General features: G+C 64.2%; 11 protein-coding genes and 1 pseudogene. 7 read left to right on the top strand and 5 right to left on the bottom strand.

Translation table 11 applies throughout. The features are described 5' to 3' along the window. The first annotated feature begins 335 nt into the window (after positions 1–335). Positions 336–467 (top strand): hypothetical protein, encoded by a 132-nt coding sequence (locus tag RM609_RS32695; protein WP_311616008.1) that lies wholly within the window; start codon positions 336–338, stop codon positions 465–467. A gap of 90 nt (positions 468–557) precedes the next feature. Here RM609_RS32695 and RM609_RS32690 read toward each other — a convergent pair whose 3' ends face one another. Continuing rightward, positions 558–2,150, bottom strand: a complete 1,593-nt coding sequence (locus tag RM609_RS32690; protein ID WP_311616006.1) for a S1 family peptidase — start codon at positions 2,148–2,150, stop codon at positions 558–560. Positions 2,151–2,225: 75 nt separating this feature from the next. After that, positions 2,226–2,630 carry a hypothetical protein gene (locus RM609_RS32685; protein ID WP_311616004.1) on the bottom strand — a complete coding sequence of 135 codons (405 nt, stop codon included), beginning with the start codon at positions 2,628–2,630 and terminating at the stop codon, positions 2,226–2,228. A 434-nt stretch (positions 2,631–3,064) separates the two neighbouring features. Here RM609_RS32685 and RM609_RS32680 point away from each other — a divergent pair, with 434 nt between their 5' ends. Both RM609_RS32680 and RM609_RS32675 read left to right on the top strand, forming a co-directional pair. Beyond that, the gene (locus RM609_RS32680) at positions 3,065–6,640 is read left to right on the top strand and encodes an ALF repeat-containing protein (RefSeq protein ID WP_311616002.1); all 3,576 of its coding nucleotides are present in this window, start codon (positions 3,065–3,067) and stop codon (positions 6,638–6,640) included. Positions 6,641–6,701: 61 nt separating this feature from the next. Continuing rightward, positions 6,702–7,283, top strand: coding sequence for a hypothetical protein (locus tag RM609_RS32675; protein WP_311616000.1), 582 nt, complete (start codon positions 6,702–6,704; stop codon positions 7,281–7,283). A 269-nt stretch (positions 7,284–7,552) separates the two neighbouring features. Here the strand turns inward: RM609_RS32675 and RM609_RS32670 are convergent. Beyond that, a pseudogene (locus RM609_RS32670) lies at positions 7,553–7,715 on the bottom strand (IS5/IS1182 family transposase); the annotation flags it as partial. A 420-nt stretch (positions 7,716–8,135) separates the two neighbouring features. Between RM609_RS32670 and RM609_RS32665 the strand changes: the two are divergent. The 3 genes from RM609_RS32665 (at position 8,136) to RM609_RS32655 (ending at position 12,247) form a co-directional block, all read left to right on the top strand. Then, complete coding sequence (locus RM609_RS32665) at positions 8,136–8,489, top strand: NUDIX domain-containing protein (protein ID WP_311615998.1); 354 nt, start codon at positions 8,136–8,138, stop codon at positions 8,487–8,489. A gap of 96 nt (positions 8,490–8,585) precedes the next feature. Beyond that, complete coding sequence (locus RM609_RS32660; RefSeq protein WP_311616048.1) at positions 8,586–9,833, top strand: tyrosine-type recombinase/integrase; 1,248 nt, start codon at positions 8,586–8,588, stop codon at positions 9,831–9,833. Beyond that, on the top strand, positions 9,830–12,247 hold the full coding sequence (locus RM609_RS32655) for a tyrosine-type recombinase/integrase (protein WP_311615996.1): 2,418 nt from the start codon (positions 9,830–9,832) through the stop codon (positions 12,245–12,247). The genes RM609_RS32660 and RM609_RS32655 overlap by 4 nt, the downstream gene beginning before the upstream one ends. 15 nt (positions 12,248–12,262) lie before the next feature. On the opposite strand, the gene RM609_RS32650 is transcribed toward RM609_RS32655, so the two are convergent. Continuing rightward, entirely contained in the window at positions 12,263–13,900 is a 1,638-nt protein-coding gene (locus RM609_RS32650) for an SIR2 family protein (RefSeq protein WP_311615994.1), read from the bottom strand. Positions 13,901–14,617: 717 nt separating this feature from the next. Here RM609_RS32650 and RM609_RS32645 point away from each other — a divergent pair. Further along, positions 14,618–15,682, top strand: a complete 1,065-nt coding sequence (locus RM609_RS32645; RefSeq protein WP_311615992.1) for a hypothetical protein — start codon at positions 14,618–14,620, stop codon at positions 15,680–15,682. Positions 15,683–15,843: 161 nt separating this feature from the next. Here RM609_RS32645 and RM609_RS32640 read toward each other — a convergent pair whose 3' ends face one another. Continuing rightward, a complete protein-coding gene (locus tag RM609_RS32640) occupies positions 15,844–16,143 on the bottom strand; it encodes a hypothetical protein (protein WP_311615991.1) in 300 nt (99 codons plus the stop codon). Positions 16,144–16,621 lie beyond the last annotated feature (478 nt).

The following is a 16,621-nucleotide window of genomic DNA, read 5'->3' as shown; positions in this document are numbered from 1 at the left end:
CTCTCGCTCAGAGCTGACCTGACCGATACGGTTCGGTTCCACGTCACGGAGCCAAGGGGAGGGCGCTGCGGTGGAACTTTCGATCGTTGTCCAGAACACCGGGCTGGGGGGTCTGCGGGACGGGTGGGGAAATCCGGAAGACCCCGGTAGCCTCAGATCGTTCATCGGATCGAGAGCATCGACGAACAGCTGGACCTGGTGCTGTTCCAGCTTTCCGGCCGTAGGTAGAGCTGTTCGTGACGTTCGCGGTGTCGGTGACTGCGGGCACCCCGCTCTCGTTTGCCGACCGGCGTCGTGGTGTTCGCCATGTCGTTGTTGGTCGGCGCGGAGGGCACGTGGCACGTAGGTTGCTGCTGGGACAGCTGCGGGTGCAGGAGGTCTATCACCGTGACGGCCGGGTGTCGTACACGATCGTTCAGCCGGGCGGGGCCGTGCATCCGGCCGCTGACGGCTACTTGCAGCGATAGACCTCGCGGCTTGGTGCCCGACCATTGGCCTGCATCAAGCCGCCACCATCCACGGATCGACTCAGCAGAACGCCCACCAGGGCCTGTGTGTCAGCTGATCAGTTCTATCCCACCGTGTGTGCCGTCGGCATCGACGCTGGGGTAGAGACCCAGGTTGCCGTTGTCCCAGCCGATCAAGATGTCGTTGACCTTGCTGTTGTCGCTGGTGAAAGAGCCGACGGTTACGGTCTGCATGTTCTTCCAAGGGGAGCCGACTTGCCTAATGTTGATGCGGCCGTGGTAGCCCTTGGGGTCGACGCCAGGGAAGATGGTGGTCTCACCGTCCTTCCACTGGATGAGCAGGTCGGATGTCTTCTTTCCCGTAAAATCTCCCGCGCTGATCTGCGCGGCGTTCTCCCAGCCCGCCTTGGTCAGCTGGATGAATCCGGATAGCTTCTTCGAGTCGACGTCGGTGTACATCGACGTCGAGCCGTCTTCCCACAGGACCAGCAAGTCGTCGCGCAGGCTGTTGGCGGTGAAGCGGCCAGCGGTGATTAGGCGGGCGTAGGTCCAGTAATTGTCCTTGCCGCCGCCGGGGTGCAGGTTCTTCTCCTCGTGGACACCGTTCTGGTCAAGGTGGGTGTACTCGGTCACCTCGCCGTCCTTCCAGCGCACGATGAGTCCGTCGCTGCCGCTGCCGGTGAAACTGCCACCGGTGACAGCCCGGGCGTACTGCCAGATGCTGCCCGCTTTGGCGATCTGATGCTCAGCCGAGAAGGGTGTCTTGGGATCATTGTTATCGGAACCCTGGTAGAGGCTGGCCGAGCCGTTCTTCCAGACGACAAACAGATCCATGTGCCTCTTGCTTGCAACCGAGTTGCCAGTGAAGTAGCCGGACGCCATGTAGGCGGCGTTCTTCCACTCAGCCCGGGACAGGAGAGTGCGGGAGGAGACGGACTGGATCCAGTCGGCAATGTCATCAACCCGCGTATCGACCGCGTCCCTGCGGGTCTCGGCCTCATCGGTGCCGAAGCAACCACCCTGCCAGGACATACTGTTGACGCCTACGAGCTCGTAGCGGCCGCCGACGTCACGAAAGGCCGGGCCACCGTCGTCGCCCTGGCAGACTGCCGCGTCCGTCGACTTGCCGGCCAGGCCGATACGGGTGGCTTTCACTGGCCCTATGGTGAAAGCGGCCGAATGCAGGCGGTCGGGGACCCACTCGTCCTTTGTCCGTCCATAACCGGCAACCCGTACATCCTCACCCGGCAGCGGAGTGCTCGTAGTGACAGCGGCAGGCGTGATACCGGTGACAGGTTTGGCCAGCCTAGCCATCACCAGATCGCGGTCTGCTCGCGGGACGAGCTCCACCACTTCCATCACGCTACCGCCGCCACGCGTGAGATCCGTACGGCCGATAGTGGCTATGGTCTTCAACTTCGGTGCACCCGCCGGCACCTTCGGGCTCTGCGCCGGGTTGTCGGCAAAACAACTGGCCGCCGTGACAAGCCACTGCTGCTCCACTAGAGCAGCGGTGCAGCTGCGCTGGCCGCCGATGTCGAGTTTCGCGGTGAATGCGTAGGAGCCGTCCTTGGCCGCATCGCCCACAACGGCGCTCGCGGGGGCAGCGGCTAGTAGGCTGGCGGCGACAACCGTTACGGTGAGCCCTGTCGCCCATGCTGAGCGTGGACGTATGGCAGGCATGTTCATCCTCTTGAGTCGGCATCCGGTGGTTGTTGCAGTGGAGTCCGTGCTGTGGGGCGTGGCGCCCCGCTGCATTCAGCCGGTAACACGGAGCTCAACCAGGGAAGCTGGGCTGCCAGGAGGGTTGGTGCCTTCGCCGATCGCCCGCACATCGTTCTTTGGGATGTCGACGATCGAGGTCTTGCCGTCGGCAGTCACGCTGGCCCGGACCGCGTAGTCCCCGGTCGTGACGTTGAACGCCTGGGGGATCTCCAACGAGAGGTAGCCGGTCTTGCCGGTGCCGGTGACCTTGAAGCAGTAGCGCCCTTCCTTGTTGTGCCGCGTGAAGACCTGGATGTCTGTGGAGATCTTGCAGTCGGCCAGGAGGATGTGCCCGTCGCCCTTGTGTAGCGCGATGCCCTGCTCCTTGAGGATCTTCGCAGCGTTCGGGTACTCGAATGTCTCCACGGTGTAAGGAGGATCGGCTTCTTCGGCAGGCATGGAAGACGCTACGGCATCGGTTCCGGGAGTGAGAGCGCCCGATAGGAGGTATGCAGCTGCAATGACACCAGCAGCCAGTGTCCTGTGCACGCGAAGTATCACCAGAGATTCCTTTCCGGTTCTCTGAAAAAGCAAAAGCGCGTGTAATGGCCAGATGTGGATGGGCCGGAGCGGCAAGCTATCACCTTGTCCCGCTTTCCGGGAGATAGACTTTCGGACGAGCTGACCGATCTTTGGCGGCGCAGCCTCAGGCTTGTTTTCAGCCAGCCGCCTACCTTTGGCTCAATATGTCACGGTGGCTCAAAAGTGCGGAATTAGATTCTCCGTTTCTGGATTCCTCCCTTGCGGCACCGGGCGCGCGGCTATGCTCGGCGGGCCCATATTCGGTAAGCCCGGCCTGACTGGACGGGTTTGCTTCGAGGGGGGACATCGACTTGAACAGACCAAGGGGAAGACGGAGGCGTGGCATACGCGCCTTATGCATCGGCCTCCTTTCGATCTCACTCCCCGCAAGCGTTCTGGGCGCGAGCCCCGCGGCAGCGGCCAACACGACCGACGGGCCCGCCCCAGGCCCGATTCCGGCCACCGACCGTGGCCGAGTAGTTGAAGCATGGAGGTCCGGGGGCCCAGGTGTCAGGGCCGCGGCGGAGGCCGCACTCATGGGCACTGACGACGACGTGCACCGGTTTCTGGACAGCGAGAAGGACGTTGTCGAACTGCACGACGAGCAAATCGCTCTGACACAGCTGTTCTCGGTCAGCGGCGCTGGAGTGCGCGAGGCAGCGAAGACCGCGCTGAGAGGCACTCCACAAGAGCTGCGGGCGTTCTTCAAGGACGGCTGGAAGGCGCCACTGGAGCATGACCTGCAGGTACGCGTCACGCAGATCATCAGTGCTGGCGGGCCCGGCATCGAGGACGCAGGCAAGGCCGCGCTTGTCGGCGGCCCGGAGAAGGTACGGGAGTTCCTCTACGACGGCCAGCTCACCGCCCGCGAGGCCGATGACCGGGTCGCGTTGACACAGATCATGAGTGCTGGCGGCCCCGTTATAAAAGCGGCTGCCAAGCTGGCGCTCAGCGGCACTGCCGAGGACATCCGCGAATTCCTCGCAGTGGGGCAGTATGTGGCCCGCGCCCGGGACCAGGAGCGCGCTTCGGTAGCCGAGTTGGCCGCACAGGCCAATGCCGCGGGCGCACAGGCCAAGCGTCAGACAGAAGCGGCGCAGGAGGCTTCCGCGCGTGCCGTTGAGGCCTCGAAGCTGGCGAAGGAAGCTGCCTTGAAGGCGGCTAAGCAGACCGAGGAAGCTCGTAAAGACGCCAAACGGGCTGCCAACGCGGCCGGCCGGGCAGCTGAGGCAGCACGCGGCGCGGCGGATGCCGCACAGGAGGCCATCAGCGCGGCAGAGTCGGCGAACGAGTCGGCGCGGGTGGCGGCGGCTGCTGCTTCTCAAGCGGCGGCCGCGGCGGCCGGGGCAGCCGAGGCTGCATCACGGGCACGCGGCGCGGCGGCGGCTGCGGCGACTGACGCAAGTCAGGCCTCCGCTGCCCGTCAGGCGGCGGAAGAGGCACGGAACGCGGCAAAGAGTGCCCGCCTGGCAGCCCAGGCCACCGACCAGGCGGGGAAGGCGGCCTGGGCTGCCATGGGTGCGGCCCGTGCCGCGGGGAGTGCGAGCGTGAACGCCGATGCAGCCGCGTCCGCGGCTGGTGAGGCCAGCGATCTCGCTGACGCGGCAGGCATGCATTCAGATGAGGCGGCCGCTGCTGCAGCCGCGGCTCGTCGTCACGCACGTGAGGCGAGCCAGGCAGCGAATGCTGCCGAGTCGCTGGCACAGGAGTCCTCGGCTGCCGCCTACGAGGCGCGGGATGCGGCCAACGACGCGGCTGATCACGCCGAGAAGGCGGCTGCCCTCGCCGATGAAGCCGCCAAGCATGCGGGGGATGCAGCCACAGCTGCCAAGGAGTCGAAGGCCCACGCCGATGCGTCCAAGAGCGCAGCGGACGCCGCCTCGAAGGCAGTGGCGATGGCCCGTACAGTCTTTGCCCTAACTCGCAAGGCCGAGGCCGAAGAGCTCAAGACCCGTACCGCTGCCGGTATCGAGAAGGCCAAGGACCTCAAGGCCGTGGACGACGCCCGCCGAGCCGAGGCGGCACGGGCAACGAAGGAGGCCAAGGACCGCGAAGCCGAGGCCGCCCGCCTCGCAGTTGAAGCCGCCAAGCCGGGTACGGACGCCAAGCGAGTCGCGGCAGAGGGCCGCCGACTCGCGGTCCTCACGATGAAAACCGGTTCTGCCTGGAGCGGGGCCGCCGCCGAGGTGGCGCTCGCCGGCTCTGACGAAGTCATTACTGAGTACGTCCGTACCGGTTGGAAGCAGGCAGCCGAGCAGGACGACCGCGTTCGCGTCGAACGTCTGGCGAACGAACCCAGGTCTCCCGCCGTCCGCGAGGCGGCCAACAAGGCACTGGACGGTGACGCTCAGCATGTCCGTGCCTTCCTTGAGACCGGGGCGCACCAGGCCGCGGCGAACGACTACCGCGTCCGCGTCACCCAGATCGTCAGCGCCGGCGGTTCCGGCATCAAGGAAGCAGGCATGGCCGCCCTCAACGGCGATGCCGACAAGCTCGCCGCGTTCCTCACCGAGGGGCAGCACACCGCCCGCACCACCGACGAGCAGGTCCTGGCGACCCAGCTGACCGGCAGCCCAGGCCCGGAACTGAAGGCAGCAGCTCAGGTCGCTCTCGAAAGTCCGCCACAGCAGCTGCACCAGTTCATCGCGGTCGGCCAGTACATGGCCAAGCGCAAGGACCAGCTCGCCGCGACACACATCGCCGATGTCCAGCACCTGATCGCCGGCGCTGCTGGTATCGCGGCCGAAGCACAGAAGAACGCTGCTCTGGCTTATCGTGTCGCAGCGGTGGCGAAGAAGGCCTCGGACGAAGCCAACTCCTGGGCCCAGAAGGCCAACGAGTCCGCCGAGCTGGCGAAGAAGTACGCCGCCGACGCCAACAGGTCGGCGAACGAGGCTGAAGCCTCCGCTGCACAAGCCAGGGAATCAGCGAAAACCGCCCGGCAGGCGGAAAGCGATGCGATCCAGGCAGCAAGCGATGCCATCGATTCGGCCGCCCGTGCACAGTCTTCGGTTAATTCAGCAAGGGATTCCGCTGATGACGCGTGGACTTCTGCCAGCGAGGCTCGCGCCTCAGCTGAAGCTGCTGGAAAGGACAAGAAAGAAGCCGAGAAGGCAGCAACCGAAGCCCACGACATTGCTGTAGTCAAGAAGAGGGCGGAAAAGGACGCATGGCGGAGGGCGCAGCTGGCCTGGCAGAAGACCTACGAGGCAGCGAACAAGGCCGCCAGCAGCAAAGAAGACAGCTGGATACCCGAGTCACTCAAGAACAAGATCAAATCCGTCGGTAGCGCAATCGGAAACTACGCCGAGGAGGTCTTCACCAACAAGGACATCTGGATAGGTGGCGGCGAAACTGTTGGCGGCCTCTTCCTGATGGGAGCCGGGGATGCCACCATCACTGCGGGTGGTACCGTATGTATCCTTTCATTCGGGTTTGGCTGTGTGGCCGGCGCCCCAGCGATCACTGTTGGCGGTGCGGCGGTTATCACCGGCGCCGGGTTTATCGGAGACGGCCTCACACGTTTCGATGAAGGTCTCGGAACAGCACTCCGCAATGCTGCAGGAAAGAGCGGTGGTGCCAAACAAGACCCCTTCGATGTCGTGCCGAAGGAAATCCACCGAGGCGTCCAGGATGTCGTGAGCGGGAACCGTCCGATTAGGTTAGATCCCGACGGAAATCCGGACACATACAGGGGCCCCGGAAAGTGGAACGGTGCAGATATCTACGATATAGCCGATGAAAACTTAAGGAATCCCGCGCGGGATCGCAACAGATTTCGCATCCTCGTCAAGGACGGTAGGATCGGTTACGTGAGAGAAAAGAAGGGCTCGACAGACATGGGCCATTACTACAAAAAGGTATATGATTACGACCTGAACGAGTGACAGATTCAGGCGGGGATCCACCCTTGCGATCTTGCCCCGCCTCGGCCGATATGGGGTCTTTATGGATATCGCAGGCATCGCACAAGCCCTGGCCGCATCCGGGTTGAGGATGCATGCAGTAGAAGAGCCGGGCAACCGAATGCCGGTGTGGGCCGCACGGCTTGCAAGCCACTGTCGACACAACGAAGGAAGGCGAGACTTCGTTATCAATCGGAGCGACCCGGGATTTCTCGAAGCCGCCAACTCTGCATGGTTCCGCTTGGCGAACGATGAAGGATTGTTCGACAGGAAGGGTGAGTTCCTTCTGGCAGTGAACCGCGCAGAATGGGACGACGAGCTATCTGACATGGTATGGGTCCGTGTGGGCCTCATGGATGAGTGGGATATATTCAGATCCCACTCCGATTCCTATCCGGATATTTTCGGCTACGAGGGATATCCGGAATTTGTCATGCTATCCACCGATGGAAACCTCGTCCTGCAGGCAACTAATTGGGATAATGGCTCCATGGGGCTGGTGCTGCTATCACGACCGCACCGCTCTGCTACGATACGAGAATACGCTCAGCGCCGAAAATCCAACCCCAGTATCCCCGAATCCAGGCGCATAGACGGAATTAACTGGCTGAGATCCGCCACGTGAACATGTGGGCAATTTTTGCTCAAGCGGCGGCTCTCCTTTTCTAGTGGGGCGCTAAGGGTTCACAGAATAACAACACGCTGATTCGATTTCCGGCAAATTCACCTGTGGTAGCAATCCCTGACCCGCTGCACGTTGAGCAAGGCAAACTGGCCCGTTTGGACCTTCGGGACTCGTCGCCCGTTTCCCCGGGTCACGCCACTGCCTGGGGTCTTCTCGTAATCCGGTTAACTGTGCGGTGGCGAAGGAGTGTTGCGATTTCTGGGCTGAGATCAGCTGGCGAGAGCGAGGTTGCGCATGTGAGCAAACGCCGCTGGTGGCTCAGTGGACGCCGTCGTCCTTGAGCCTGCAGTCGCGGAGGATCTTCCAGTTTTTCATGCGTGCGAAGACGCGCTCGGCGCGCGCTCGCACCGGGCGGTGGGATGCGTTGTACTCGTACCGAGGATCGCACCGGCGAGGCCGAGGATCAGGGCCTGCGGCGAAGAGCGGCCACAAGACGGTCAGGATTCAGTGGCGTTGCCACCAGACACTCCCAAACTCCCCGCGCCCAAAACCAAACAGCCCCACGACAAGCCCCTCACCGCGGGCCGCGAGTCAGGAAGCGGCGCCCTTCGGCGCCAACCACAACTGCACCACCATCACCAGCAACGGCGCGACGAACGACGACACACCAGCCGGCGGGTCGCCACAGCCTGCGTTTGGTCCTCGCCGCGTTGAAGAACCCCCCGATCCACCGCCTGCTCGTGATCCCCACGAAGGGCCAGCAGTATCCGTCTCGTCGGCCCCACGTCTGCCTTCAGCGTAGGTGCACCCGCGCTCTGTTCCCCGAGCCCCGAAGCGTGGGACGCTGCCGCGATGGACCTGGTCCGGCACCGCACCGCCAGCCTGTACCCCTTCGCCCGCTTCGGCGACACGTGGCGGCTGGGCGTCATCGAGCACCCCCGGCACGGCGGCTGGATGGTCTGTGGCGGTCATGTGGAACCCGGAGAGACGTCTGAGCAGGCCGTGCTGTGTGAGACCGCCGAGGAGACTGGATACCGTGCTCGGCTCCTGCCACCCGCCGGGCACGCCCTGCCCGCGGACTACCCGCACCCCGGGGCCGACACGCGGGCGTGCGTCGACGGCGCGCCCCGGTGGAGGGTGAGCATGCCCACCGGAGCCGACGGAGCGCGGACTGGAGCAGGTGCAGCGCGAGCATCGACATGTTGACCGGACTACGGCCACCGACACGTGCGTGTCGTGGAACGTTGGTCGTGCTGCGTCGGTAGGAAGTCACGTAACCCGAACGGAGGGATCTACGTGGCGATGCCGAACGATGTGGAGCGCGATGTCGACGCGATCAAGCTTCCACAGTGGGGCCGGGTGGTGGAAACCGGCGGCGTTGTGCCGTACGAGGTCCACGACGCTGACAACGAGCCGATCGAGCCGGTACGGCGATACCTGCGTGACTTCGTCGCCCAAGGGCGCCGCGCCGGGAGCGTACGGAGCTACGCCTACGACCTGCTGCGGTGGTGGCGGTGGCTCCAGGTCCTCGACGTCGAGTGGGACAAGGTGACCTCGGCGGAGGTCCGCGAGTTGGTGCTGTGGCTGCAACGCAGTACAAAGCCGCGACGGACTCCCAGAACGAAGTCGGCCGCCACCGCCGGCACGATCAACCCGATCACCCGTAAGCAGCACGTGGGAGATCAGTACGCCGCCCGGACGATCCGTCACAGCAACGCGGTGATCCGCAGCTTTTACGAGTTCTGGATCGAGCGAGGAGCCGGCCCGCTGGTGAACCCGGTGCCCCAGGAACGCCGCGGGGGACAGCGGCCGAACGCGCATCACAACCCGCTGGAGCCGTTCAGGTCAGAGGGACGCCTGCGCTACAACCCACCGGTCCCCAAACGCCGGCCGCGTGCGATGCCGGACCAACAGTGGGACGCGCTGTTCACAGCCCTGCGTTCGGACCGTGACCGGGCACTCGCCTCGCTGGTCATCAGCAACGCCAGCCGCGCCGCCGAGGTCCTGGGCATCCGCTGCGGCGATCTCGATTGGGGTGATCAGCTCGTCCGGGTCCGGCGGAAGGGGACCGGGGCCGAGCAGTGGCTGCCAGCCAGCGACGACGCCTTCGTCTGGCTGCGTCTTTACCTCGACAGCATCGGCCCCCTGTCGCCTAGCGACCCGGTCTGGTGGACCCTTCGGCGCCGGCGCCGCGGCGAAGGACCACTGGTCCTGCAGCCGCTGAACTACGACGCCCTCCGGGCCGTCCTGCGCCGGGTCAACGACGCGCTCGGCACCAACTGGACCATGCACGATCTCCGGCACACCTGCGCTCTGAGGATGCTGCGGGACCGCAACCTCTCGCTTCGCGATATCCAGACCATCCTCGGCCACGCGCACCTGTCAACCACACAGCTCTATCTCGAAGAGGAGCCTGAGGAAGTCATCCGCCGGGTCCACCAGCACCTTTTGGACCGCAAGCAGACCGAAGCCTCTGTCCCCGTTCCGGCCCCCGCTCGCGGCTACAACGCCGCGGACCTGGCCGTGCTCTTTGGAGAACAATCACGATGACCGCCACGACAAGCACTCCCGCCCAGCGCTCACAGCTGACGCCGTTGCCCCGCTTCATCGGCGCCCAGCAGACCAGGTCGCCCTGCCCTCGTGTTGGGCCGATCGACACCTTGCCCAGCCAGGAGGTGCTGGAGAAGGTAGTCCGTCTTCGCACCTGGTCCGACCTGTCGGGAGCCGAGGCACGCACGAGATTGCGTGCTGCCGAGCGTATGTTGAACTGGCTGGCGGACAGGCCCGGCAACGGGTGGCAGGAGCGATGGGACTCCTGCGAGAGCGACCCGGGGCCGCTGAGCTGGGTCGCGGGCGTCGCTGCGGCGGAAGAACGCTCGCTGCGGAACTTCCGCAGCGAGATCGTCAGCGGTCTCGCCGGCCTCCTCTTGTGTCGCCTGGTGCTGCCCAGCTACGACTTCCTCGTCGGCTACAACTCGGTCCGCCTGTTCGCCGACGTGCGCACGGAACATTCCATTGACGCCTTCACCCGTGCAGAGGAGGCAGCCCGAACGCGCGGCATGGCCGGGCGCCAGGTCTCGCAAGCCCTCACCGTCTTGTCCAAGATCGTGCTGCACACCGGCAAAGACCTCCACGAGGTCACCAGTGACGATGTATTCGAATTCCGGGCCTGGAACATCAACCGCTACGGCCAGCACAAGAGCGGCATCCACGGGGCCTGGGACGTGCTGCGAGACATCGGCGTTCTCGATACCAGCCAGAGCCTGCGCGCCACGCTGCGGCTGGGCCAGGTCACGACCGAAGAATTGGTCGCCCAGCGGCAAATCCAATGCCCAGGAGTACGCGACCTGCTGATCCGTTATCTCAACGAGCGGCGCCCGGGCATGGACTTCAGTTCCTTCCGCCAACTGACCAGCACTCTGGCCTCGACGTTCTGGGCCGACATCGAGCGGCACCATCCCGGCATCGGCACTCTCGACCTTCCGCCGGAGGTCGCCGATGCCTGGAAGGCCCGACTGGCCTTCACGTCAGGAACGAAAGGCCCGAAGAGGCCCCGCAGGGGCCGCCTGGAAGTCCTGGGGCGCGTTCGGGCCTTCTACCTCGACATCCAGGAATGGGCACACGAAGATCCTTCCTGGGCTCCATGGGCAGTTCGCTGCCCGATCCGCCGAAGCGAACTCGAAGGGGTCTCCAAGCGCAACCGTGCCCGAACGGCAGAAGTGCACCAGCGTATCCGCGAGCGCCTCCCTCACCTGCCGGCGCTGGTCGACACTGCGGAGAAGCACCGCGAAGACCAGGCCACACTGCTTGCCACCGCTCGTCAGACGCCTATCAGTGAGACCTTTGCACACGCGGGGAGGGCCTACCGCCGGGTCCAATATCGGTGGGACACACGCAGCGCGAGCCAGCACGGCCCGGACGCTGTCCTCGTCACCGACGAGAGCAGCGACGAACGCATCGAATTGCTTCGCAAGGAAGAGGACGCCTTCTGGGCCTGGGCGATCATTGAGACGCTCCGCCATACTGGCGTCCGCATTGAGGAACTACTGGAGCTGACCCACCTCGCTCTGATCTCCTACCGTCTGCCCGACAGCGGCGAGATTGTTCCTCTGCTTCAGATCGTCCCGTCCAAGAGCAACGAGGAACGTCTGCTCCTAGTCACCCCGGAACTGGCCAGTGTGCTGGCCGCCGTGGTCTGCCGAATCCGAGGTGCCGACGGGCGTGTCCCTCTGGCGGCCCGCTACGACCCGCATGAACGCGTGACTGGCCCCATGCTGCCCCACCTGTTCCAGCGCAAGATCGGATGGCGTCGGGAGATCATTGGCACCAAGATCCTCTACCGACTCCTCAACGAGACGCTGCAACGATCCGGCCTCACTGACCGTTCCGGTCAGCCGCTGCGTTACACGCCGCACGACTTCCGGAGGATGTTCATTACCGACGCCGTCACCGGTGGCCTGCCCGTCCATATCGCGGCGAAGATCCTCGGTCACCACAGCCTGAACACCACTCAGGCATACCTCGCCGTCTTCCAGGAAGAGCTGATCAGGTCCTATCGGTCTTTCCTCGACACTCGGCGTGCTGCCCGCCCAGCTGCGGAATACCGAGAACCCACAGAGCAGGAGTGGGACGAATTTCAAAAGCACTTCGAACTGCGAAAAGTCGAGCTGGGCACCTGCGGGCGCCCCTACGGCACCCCTTGCGCGCACGAACATGCATGCGTCCGATGTCCGATGCTCCGAGTCGACCCTCAGCAGCGCCGACGTCTGGAAGAGATCATCCGCAGTCTCGGAGACCGCATTGAGGAGGCCCGCGTCAACGGCTGGCTCGGCGAGGTCCAAGGGCTCCAGGTCAGCCTCGAAGCCGCCCGCAACAAACTCGCCTCGCTCGACCGCCTCGTCAGAACCCGCAACCGTGCCCCGGTCACCCTTGGCATGCCCATCATCCCGGGGGGCCCGAGGTGATCTCGACATCGTTTACTACAAGGGAATACGCAAGCTCTTCCGATCCCAGCATCCAGCGAGCCGATCAATATTCAGGTACGCCAATTCATTGAGCCGACCTGCATTCCAATTCCCTGATAGATAGAGGCGACTTGCGGCATAATCAAATATGTTCCTTGCCCTCCCTAGATCACCTTTCCGCAAGTATTCAAAGGCGAGCAATTCGGCAAACTCTCCGATGCCGGCCAGATCTCCGCCGAAGAACGGTGGCATGATGTACTCACCAGGGAGCAACGAGCGAGCAGATTCTTCGACGAAATCGCGGTACACTTTTGTTCTTCCATATGTAGTGCCAGGCGTGAGGATTGCTTCATCAATTGGATCCGGAAGCTTCGGTGACGCAGCAGCTGCATTTTGAGCCCGATCTAGGAGTTCCAAAACGGTGGCGATGGACGGCTCCTGATGCCGCAAAACGTATGCAAGTGCAGAAATCCAGAGCTGCTCTGTATTCCTCTTGGCTGATGCCGCTATGAGGGCGGGGAGAAATTCAGGATTATTGACTCGATCTCGAATGTGGTCAGTAAGGCACTTCATGATCACGCAGTAGCGGATGGCGGCTTCCGGCTCTGGATAGGCGGACGAGAGCTCAGAAGAGAGCGCGAACAAGCAGGCATTGGGGTTAATGGACGAGATAAGTGCGATCGAGAGAAGATCAATTACTTTGCCCGGAACCTTCGATTCAAGCGCAAGATAGTTGCTATCTAGGTTGATTTCTGCACTGAGGAGGCCGAGACACGTCAGCAGTTTACGCAGGTCACCCTCATAGACAGATACATTGGGGCGACAGAGGATCCTGCGCTTTGCCGGGATCTTCATGTCGTCTTCGAGTTTTCTGACGCACCAAAGCTGCGGCTGCTTTCCGTGCAGGTGATCATACAGGCTGGGCTCATATCCGGAGTATCCCAGAAAAGCAATCGGACGAGAAAGCCAGCGGCTTGACGCTATGGGCAACTGATGCACCTCGCGCCTGAAGGAACAGACAGCATCCCTAGTCTGAAATGAGCCATGCGGATGAAAGCAAGATATGGAATTATCACCGGGTGAATCGAATTCATCATCCGGACGTCGCCTGGGGCCCGCCACAAGGGCCTCGAATCCCATTTCTCGGAAGGCACGTTCCTGGAGTGTGTCCCAGTTGACCGTGAAGAAAAACGGAGCGGATGCAAGTCCGTCATGATAGTACTGGGCAATCGCCCGGTGCAGGTCGTTCGGGGACGCTTCTCTGTTCATCTCGTCGAAGAAGGACAGCAGAGACTTCGAGAGATCGAATCCCACCAGTTTAAATAGATCCAGAATATTTTCGAGAGGCCAACGTGGCTGCATTTCCCAGATGAGCTCTTGCCGGGGCTTACCTTGAACGTTATGCGGGATAAGGAGTTGAAGGAGGGATTCCGTGACAGCGGCACCAGATGGAAATCCTGATGGAGGCGGCACTGAGAATATGGATCCCGTCCAAAGTAGAGGCTTCTTTTCTCTGACCCAGTCGGCCGCGGCCTCCTCCCCTTCCAACTTATTAGGACTAGGTATTCGCTCTACTTCCCTATCCGGCTTTGCTGCAAAAACCCACTCGGTCCGCGTTTCGAGCCGGAAGTCTTCCTCATCTTCTCTCGGCATCCCGAGGCTCCCCACGTCAAAGCCGCTGCCCCGCAAGTGCATGATTGACGTCGCGGTGGGCGAGCGCGGCCAGATGATGGCGCGTGTTATACCTTGTCTCAATCTTCGCGGCACGGCGCAGGGATGGCGCGTTTGGGCGGTGCGGCTTCTCGCCGGTTCAATCGACCCCTCCCATCGCTCGGGTGCCCTCCTGGTGCGAGTGGTCCGCTGAGCATGGGGACGACCACGCTTGCGGCCTCTGCTCTCCCCGCTCAGGGCTGCCCGTCGCCGTCGCGTGGCTTAGTCCGGAAAAGAGGTCTCGGCGTGCTCCTTGCCGGGGCCGGTCAGGGCGCCGTCCTTGCCGTAGTGCAGCGCTGGCCTGGACTCCCCGGACCGCATGGATGCCGCCGTGCACGCGTTGACGCAGCTCGCCGACCCGATGCACAGCGGGGTGGGAACCGTCTCGTACCGCGACGGGCGGCTGTCCGGGCGTCGGTGATCCAGTCGTCAGCCCATGCGGTCTCGGGCGGCTCCGTCGCGCCGGGCTGCTCGGCAGTCGCCACACATCTCCGGAAGGAGTTGAGGAAGGCCGCAGGTCGCGGGCAGACTCATCCCCGGGAGGGTGTCGACCTCCTGTCGGTTCCCCCCGCGTGCGCGGGGATACAGCCCGCCCGACACGGGCTGATCCTGCGCGCCGCAAACCCGTGAGCGCGTCCGCACACCCAAGGGAAGGACGCCTTGACCGACACCATCGCCAACGCCGAAGCAGGGACGAACCCGATCCGGCGTCGGCCGCCGGTGAAACCTCCACCGCGCGCCGTGAAGGCGTGGAACCTCCTCAATGAGAAGGGGGTCGTCCACTCCACTTGCGGCATCGATCGCCGCGCCTTCGAGCACCTGCAGCGCCACGAGCTCGCCGTCGTCACCATCATCGGCCGCCAGGAATGGGTCGCCGAGCTCGACCCGAGGCTCCGGGTGCCTCTTTCTATGGCCATCCCGGCGCCGGTTCCCCCGGTCCCACCGTCCGCCGACGACCTCGCCCTGCTGCCGCTGCGTATCCGTGAGCCCGCGCACCTGGCCGCTGCCCGCATTCACCGAAAGCAGTGCTACGACTACACAGAGGTCGTGGAAGCAGGGGAAGTAGTGGGGTGGGTGTACGGCATCTACGACAGGGAATTCGGCTGGGTCACCGCCGACGCTCAGACTGAACAACCCCGCTACTCGTCCCGGGAGGACGCTGCCGGGCCCCTTCGCGTCGCCCGCAGGGCTGAGCTGGCCGCCACGGCACACGCCCGGCAGGCGGCAGCGGCCGTACACCCCACCCCGCACGTCTTCCGCCCCATCCCCGCCGAGGACGATCAGCGCGTGCTCGGCTGGACCTTCCGCCCCGGCGTAGGCCATATCTGGAATCGCCACGCATGGGTGACCGCCGATGGGACCGTGGGGCGGCGCACCTACAAGTACGGCACGGAGGCGGCACACGCCCTGCGCCAGCACCTCGCTGGCCCGGAGGACCTGTGGCAGTCAGAGGCAGCCCGGGAACGGGTACGACGGGTCCACCGGCGCTCGTTCAACTTCACCGCCGTGAACCGGGAGGGTCCGCAGCGGCCCTTCCTCGGCTGGGTTTTCTACGTGGCACCGCGTCCCAACGATTTTGCGTACGGCACACACGTGTACGGGTGGGTGACTCAGGCCGGACAGGTCGGCGGGGAGCTGGCGACGACCCGGGACGAGGCGATGGGCGCCCTCGCTGCCGACTGGGTCCTGGACCAGCCGCACGTCGCGCCCCGGCCGGTGCCGTAGAACAGTACGAGCTGCGCGGCCTGAGCCGTGATGGTGCGTTTCGCTGGCTCCGGCTGTGCCGGGCCGGGCGTGGCTTCGGGCCGTCTTTGGTGGGTGTAGGAATCTGTGCAGCGGGGTGCAGCACGATCTGGTCGGCGGTGTCTCGGGCGCCTCCTTGGTCGTCACCGTGCCGGGCAGCCGCTGTCCAGGGGGCTGTCCGGCACGGTCGCCGGGTGGGGCGGCGAGGTGGCCATGGCGGATGTGGCCAGCAGGTTCTCCAGTAGGTCCTGGTAGCGCTCCAGGTCCTCGGCCCAGCCGGGGATGCCGAGGTACTGGACCGTGCTGAGGGCGACCGCAGCCTCGCCGAGCCTTCCCATCGGCGCGATGCCCCCGGTGCGGGCCCACTGGTCCCACATCGCGTCCTCCATCAGTTTCACCAGGATCTCCGGCTCGTCACCGGCGCGTTCCAGAAGGAGCTTCATTAAGGTTCCGGAGCCTTTGGTGCAGGCGCGCACCGCCGCGCACAGCAGCCGGTCATCAGCCTGCTCGGCCGCGCGGAGCAGGCCGTACAGGCCACTGGCCAAAGGGGAGCGCGCGTGCAGGTCGACTCCCGCGCAGGCGGCGGCGAGGTGGGCAGCGCGGATCTACTCGATCTGTTCCGACGAGCCGGCCCAGACGCTCTCCCACGCTTCGGCGAGCTCCTCCGGGCTGACATCATCCGTGCCGCCGACCAGGAGGCGGGCGCCCGCCTCCACCAGCCGTTTACTGAAGACGTTGGAGACTGACCGGGCTACAGGCAGGACGATGCCCGCGGCTGGCTTTGTTCACGAGAACCGGTTCTGGCTCAACTTCTGTGACGCGACCACTCTCCGTCACGCCAATAGAACTCGTTTGCGGAGGAGATGGAAGCCAGCGCGGCCGAACATCTGACGCTTGAGCATCTTGATCCGGTTGACGTGT

This window comes from Streptomyces hesseae, from assembly GCF_031845785.1.
In the GTDB taxonomy this organism is placed as follows: domain Bacteria; phylum Actinomycetota; class Actinomycetes; order Streptomycetales; family Streptomycetaceae; genus Streptomyces; species Streptomyces hesseae.
This window is presented reverse-complemented; position numbering and strand designations above follow the sequence as displayed.

Excerpts from the sequence above, each read along its gene's own strand:
- RM609_RS32690 (WP_311616006.1), bottom strand. The coding sequence starts at position 2,150 with ATGCCTGCCATACGTCCACGCTCAGCATGGGCGACAGGGCTCACCGTA.
- RM609_RS32685 (WP_311616004.1), bottom strand. The coding sequence starts at position 2,630 with ATGCCTGCCGAAGAAGCCGATCCTCCTTACACCGTGGAGACATTCGAG.
- RM609_RS32675 (WP_311616000.1), top strand. The coding sequence starts at position 6,702 with ATGGATATCGCAGGCATCGCACAAGCCCTGGCCGCATCCGGGTTGAGG.
- RM609_RS32665 (WP_311615998.1), top strand. The coding sequence starts at position 8,136 with ATGGACCTGGTCCGGCACCGCACCGCCAGCCTGTACCCCTTCGCCCGC.
- RM609_RS32660 (WP_311616048.1), top strand. The coding sequence starts at position 8,586 with ATGCCGAACGATGTGGAGCGCGATGTCGACGCGATCAAGCTTCCACAG.
- RM609_RS32655 (WP_311615996.1), top strand. The coding sequence starts at position 9,830 with ATGACCGCCACGACAAGCACTCCCGCCCAGCGCTCACAGCTGACGCCG.
- RM609_RS32650 (WP_311615994.1), bottom strand. The coding sequence starts at position 13,900 with ATGCCGAGAGAAGATGAGGAAGACTTCCGGCTCGAAACGCGGACCGAG.
- RM609_RS32640 (WP_311615991.1), bottom strand. The coding sequence starts at position 16,143 with ATGAAGCTCCTTCTGGAACGCGCCGGTGACGAGCCGGAGATCCTGGTG.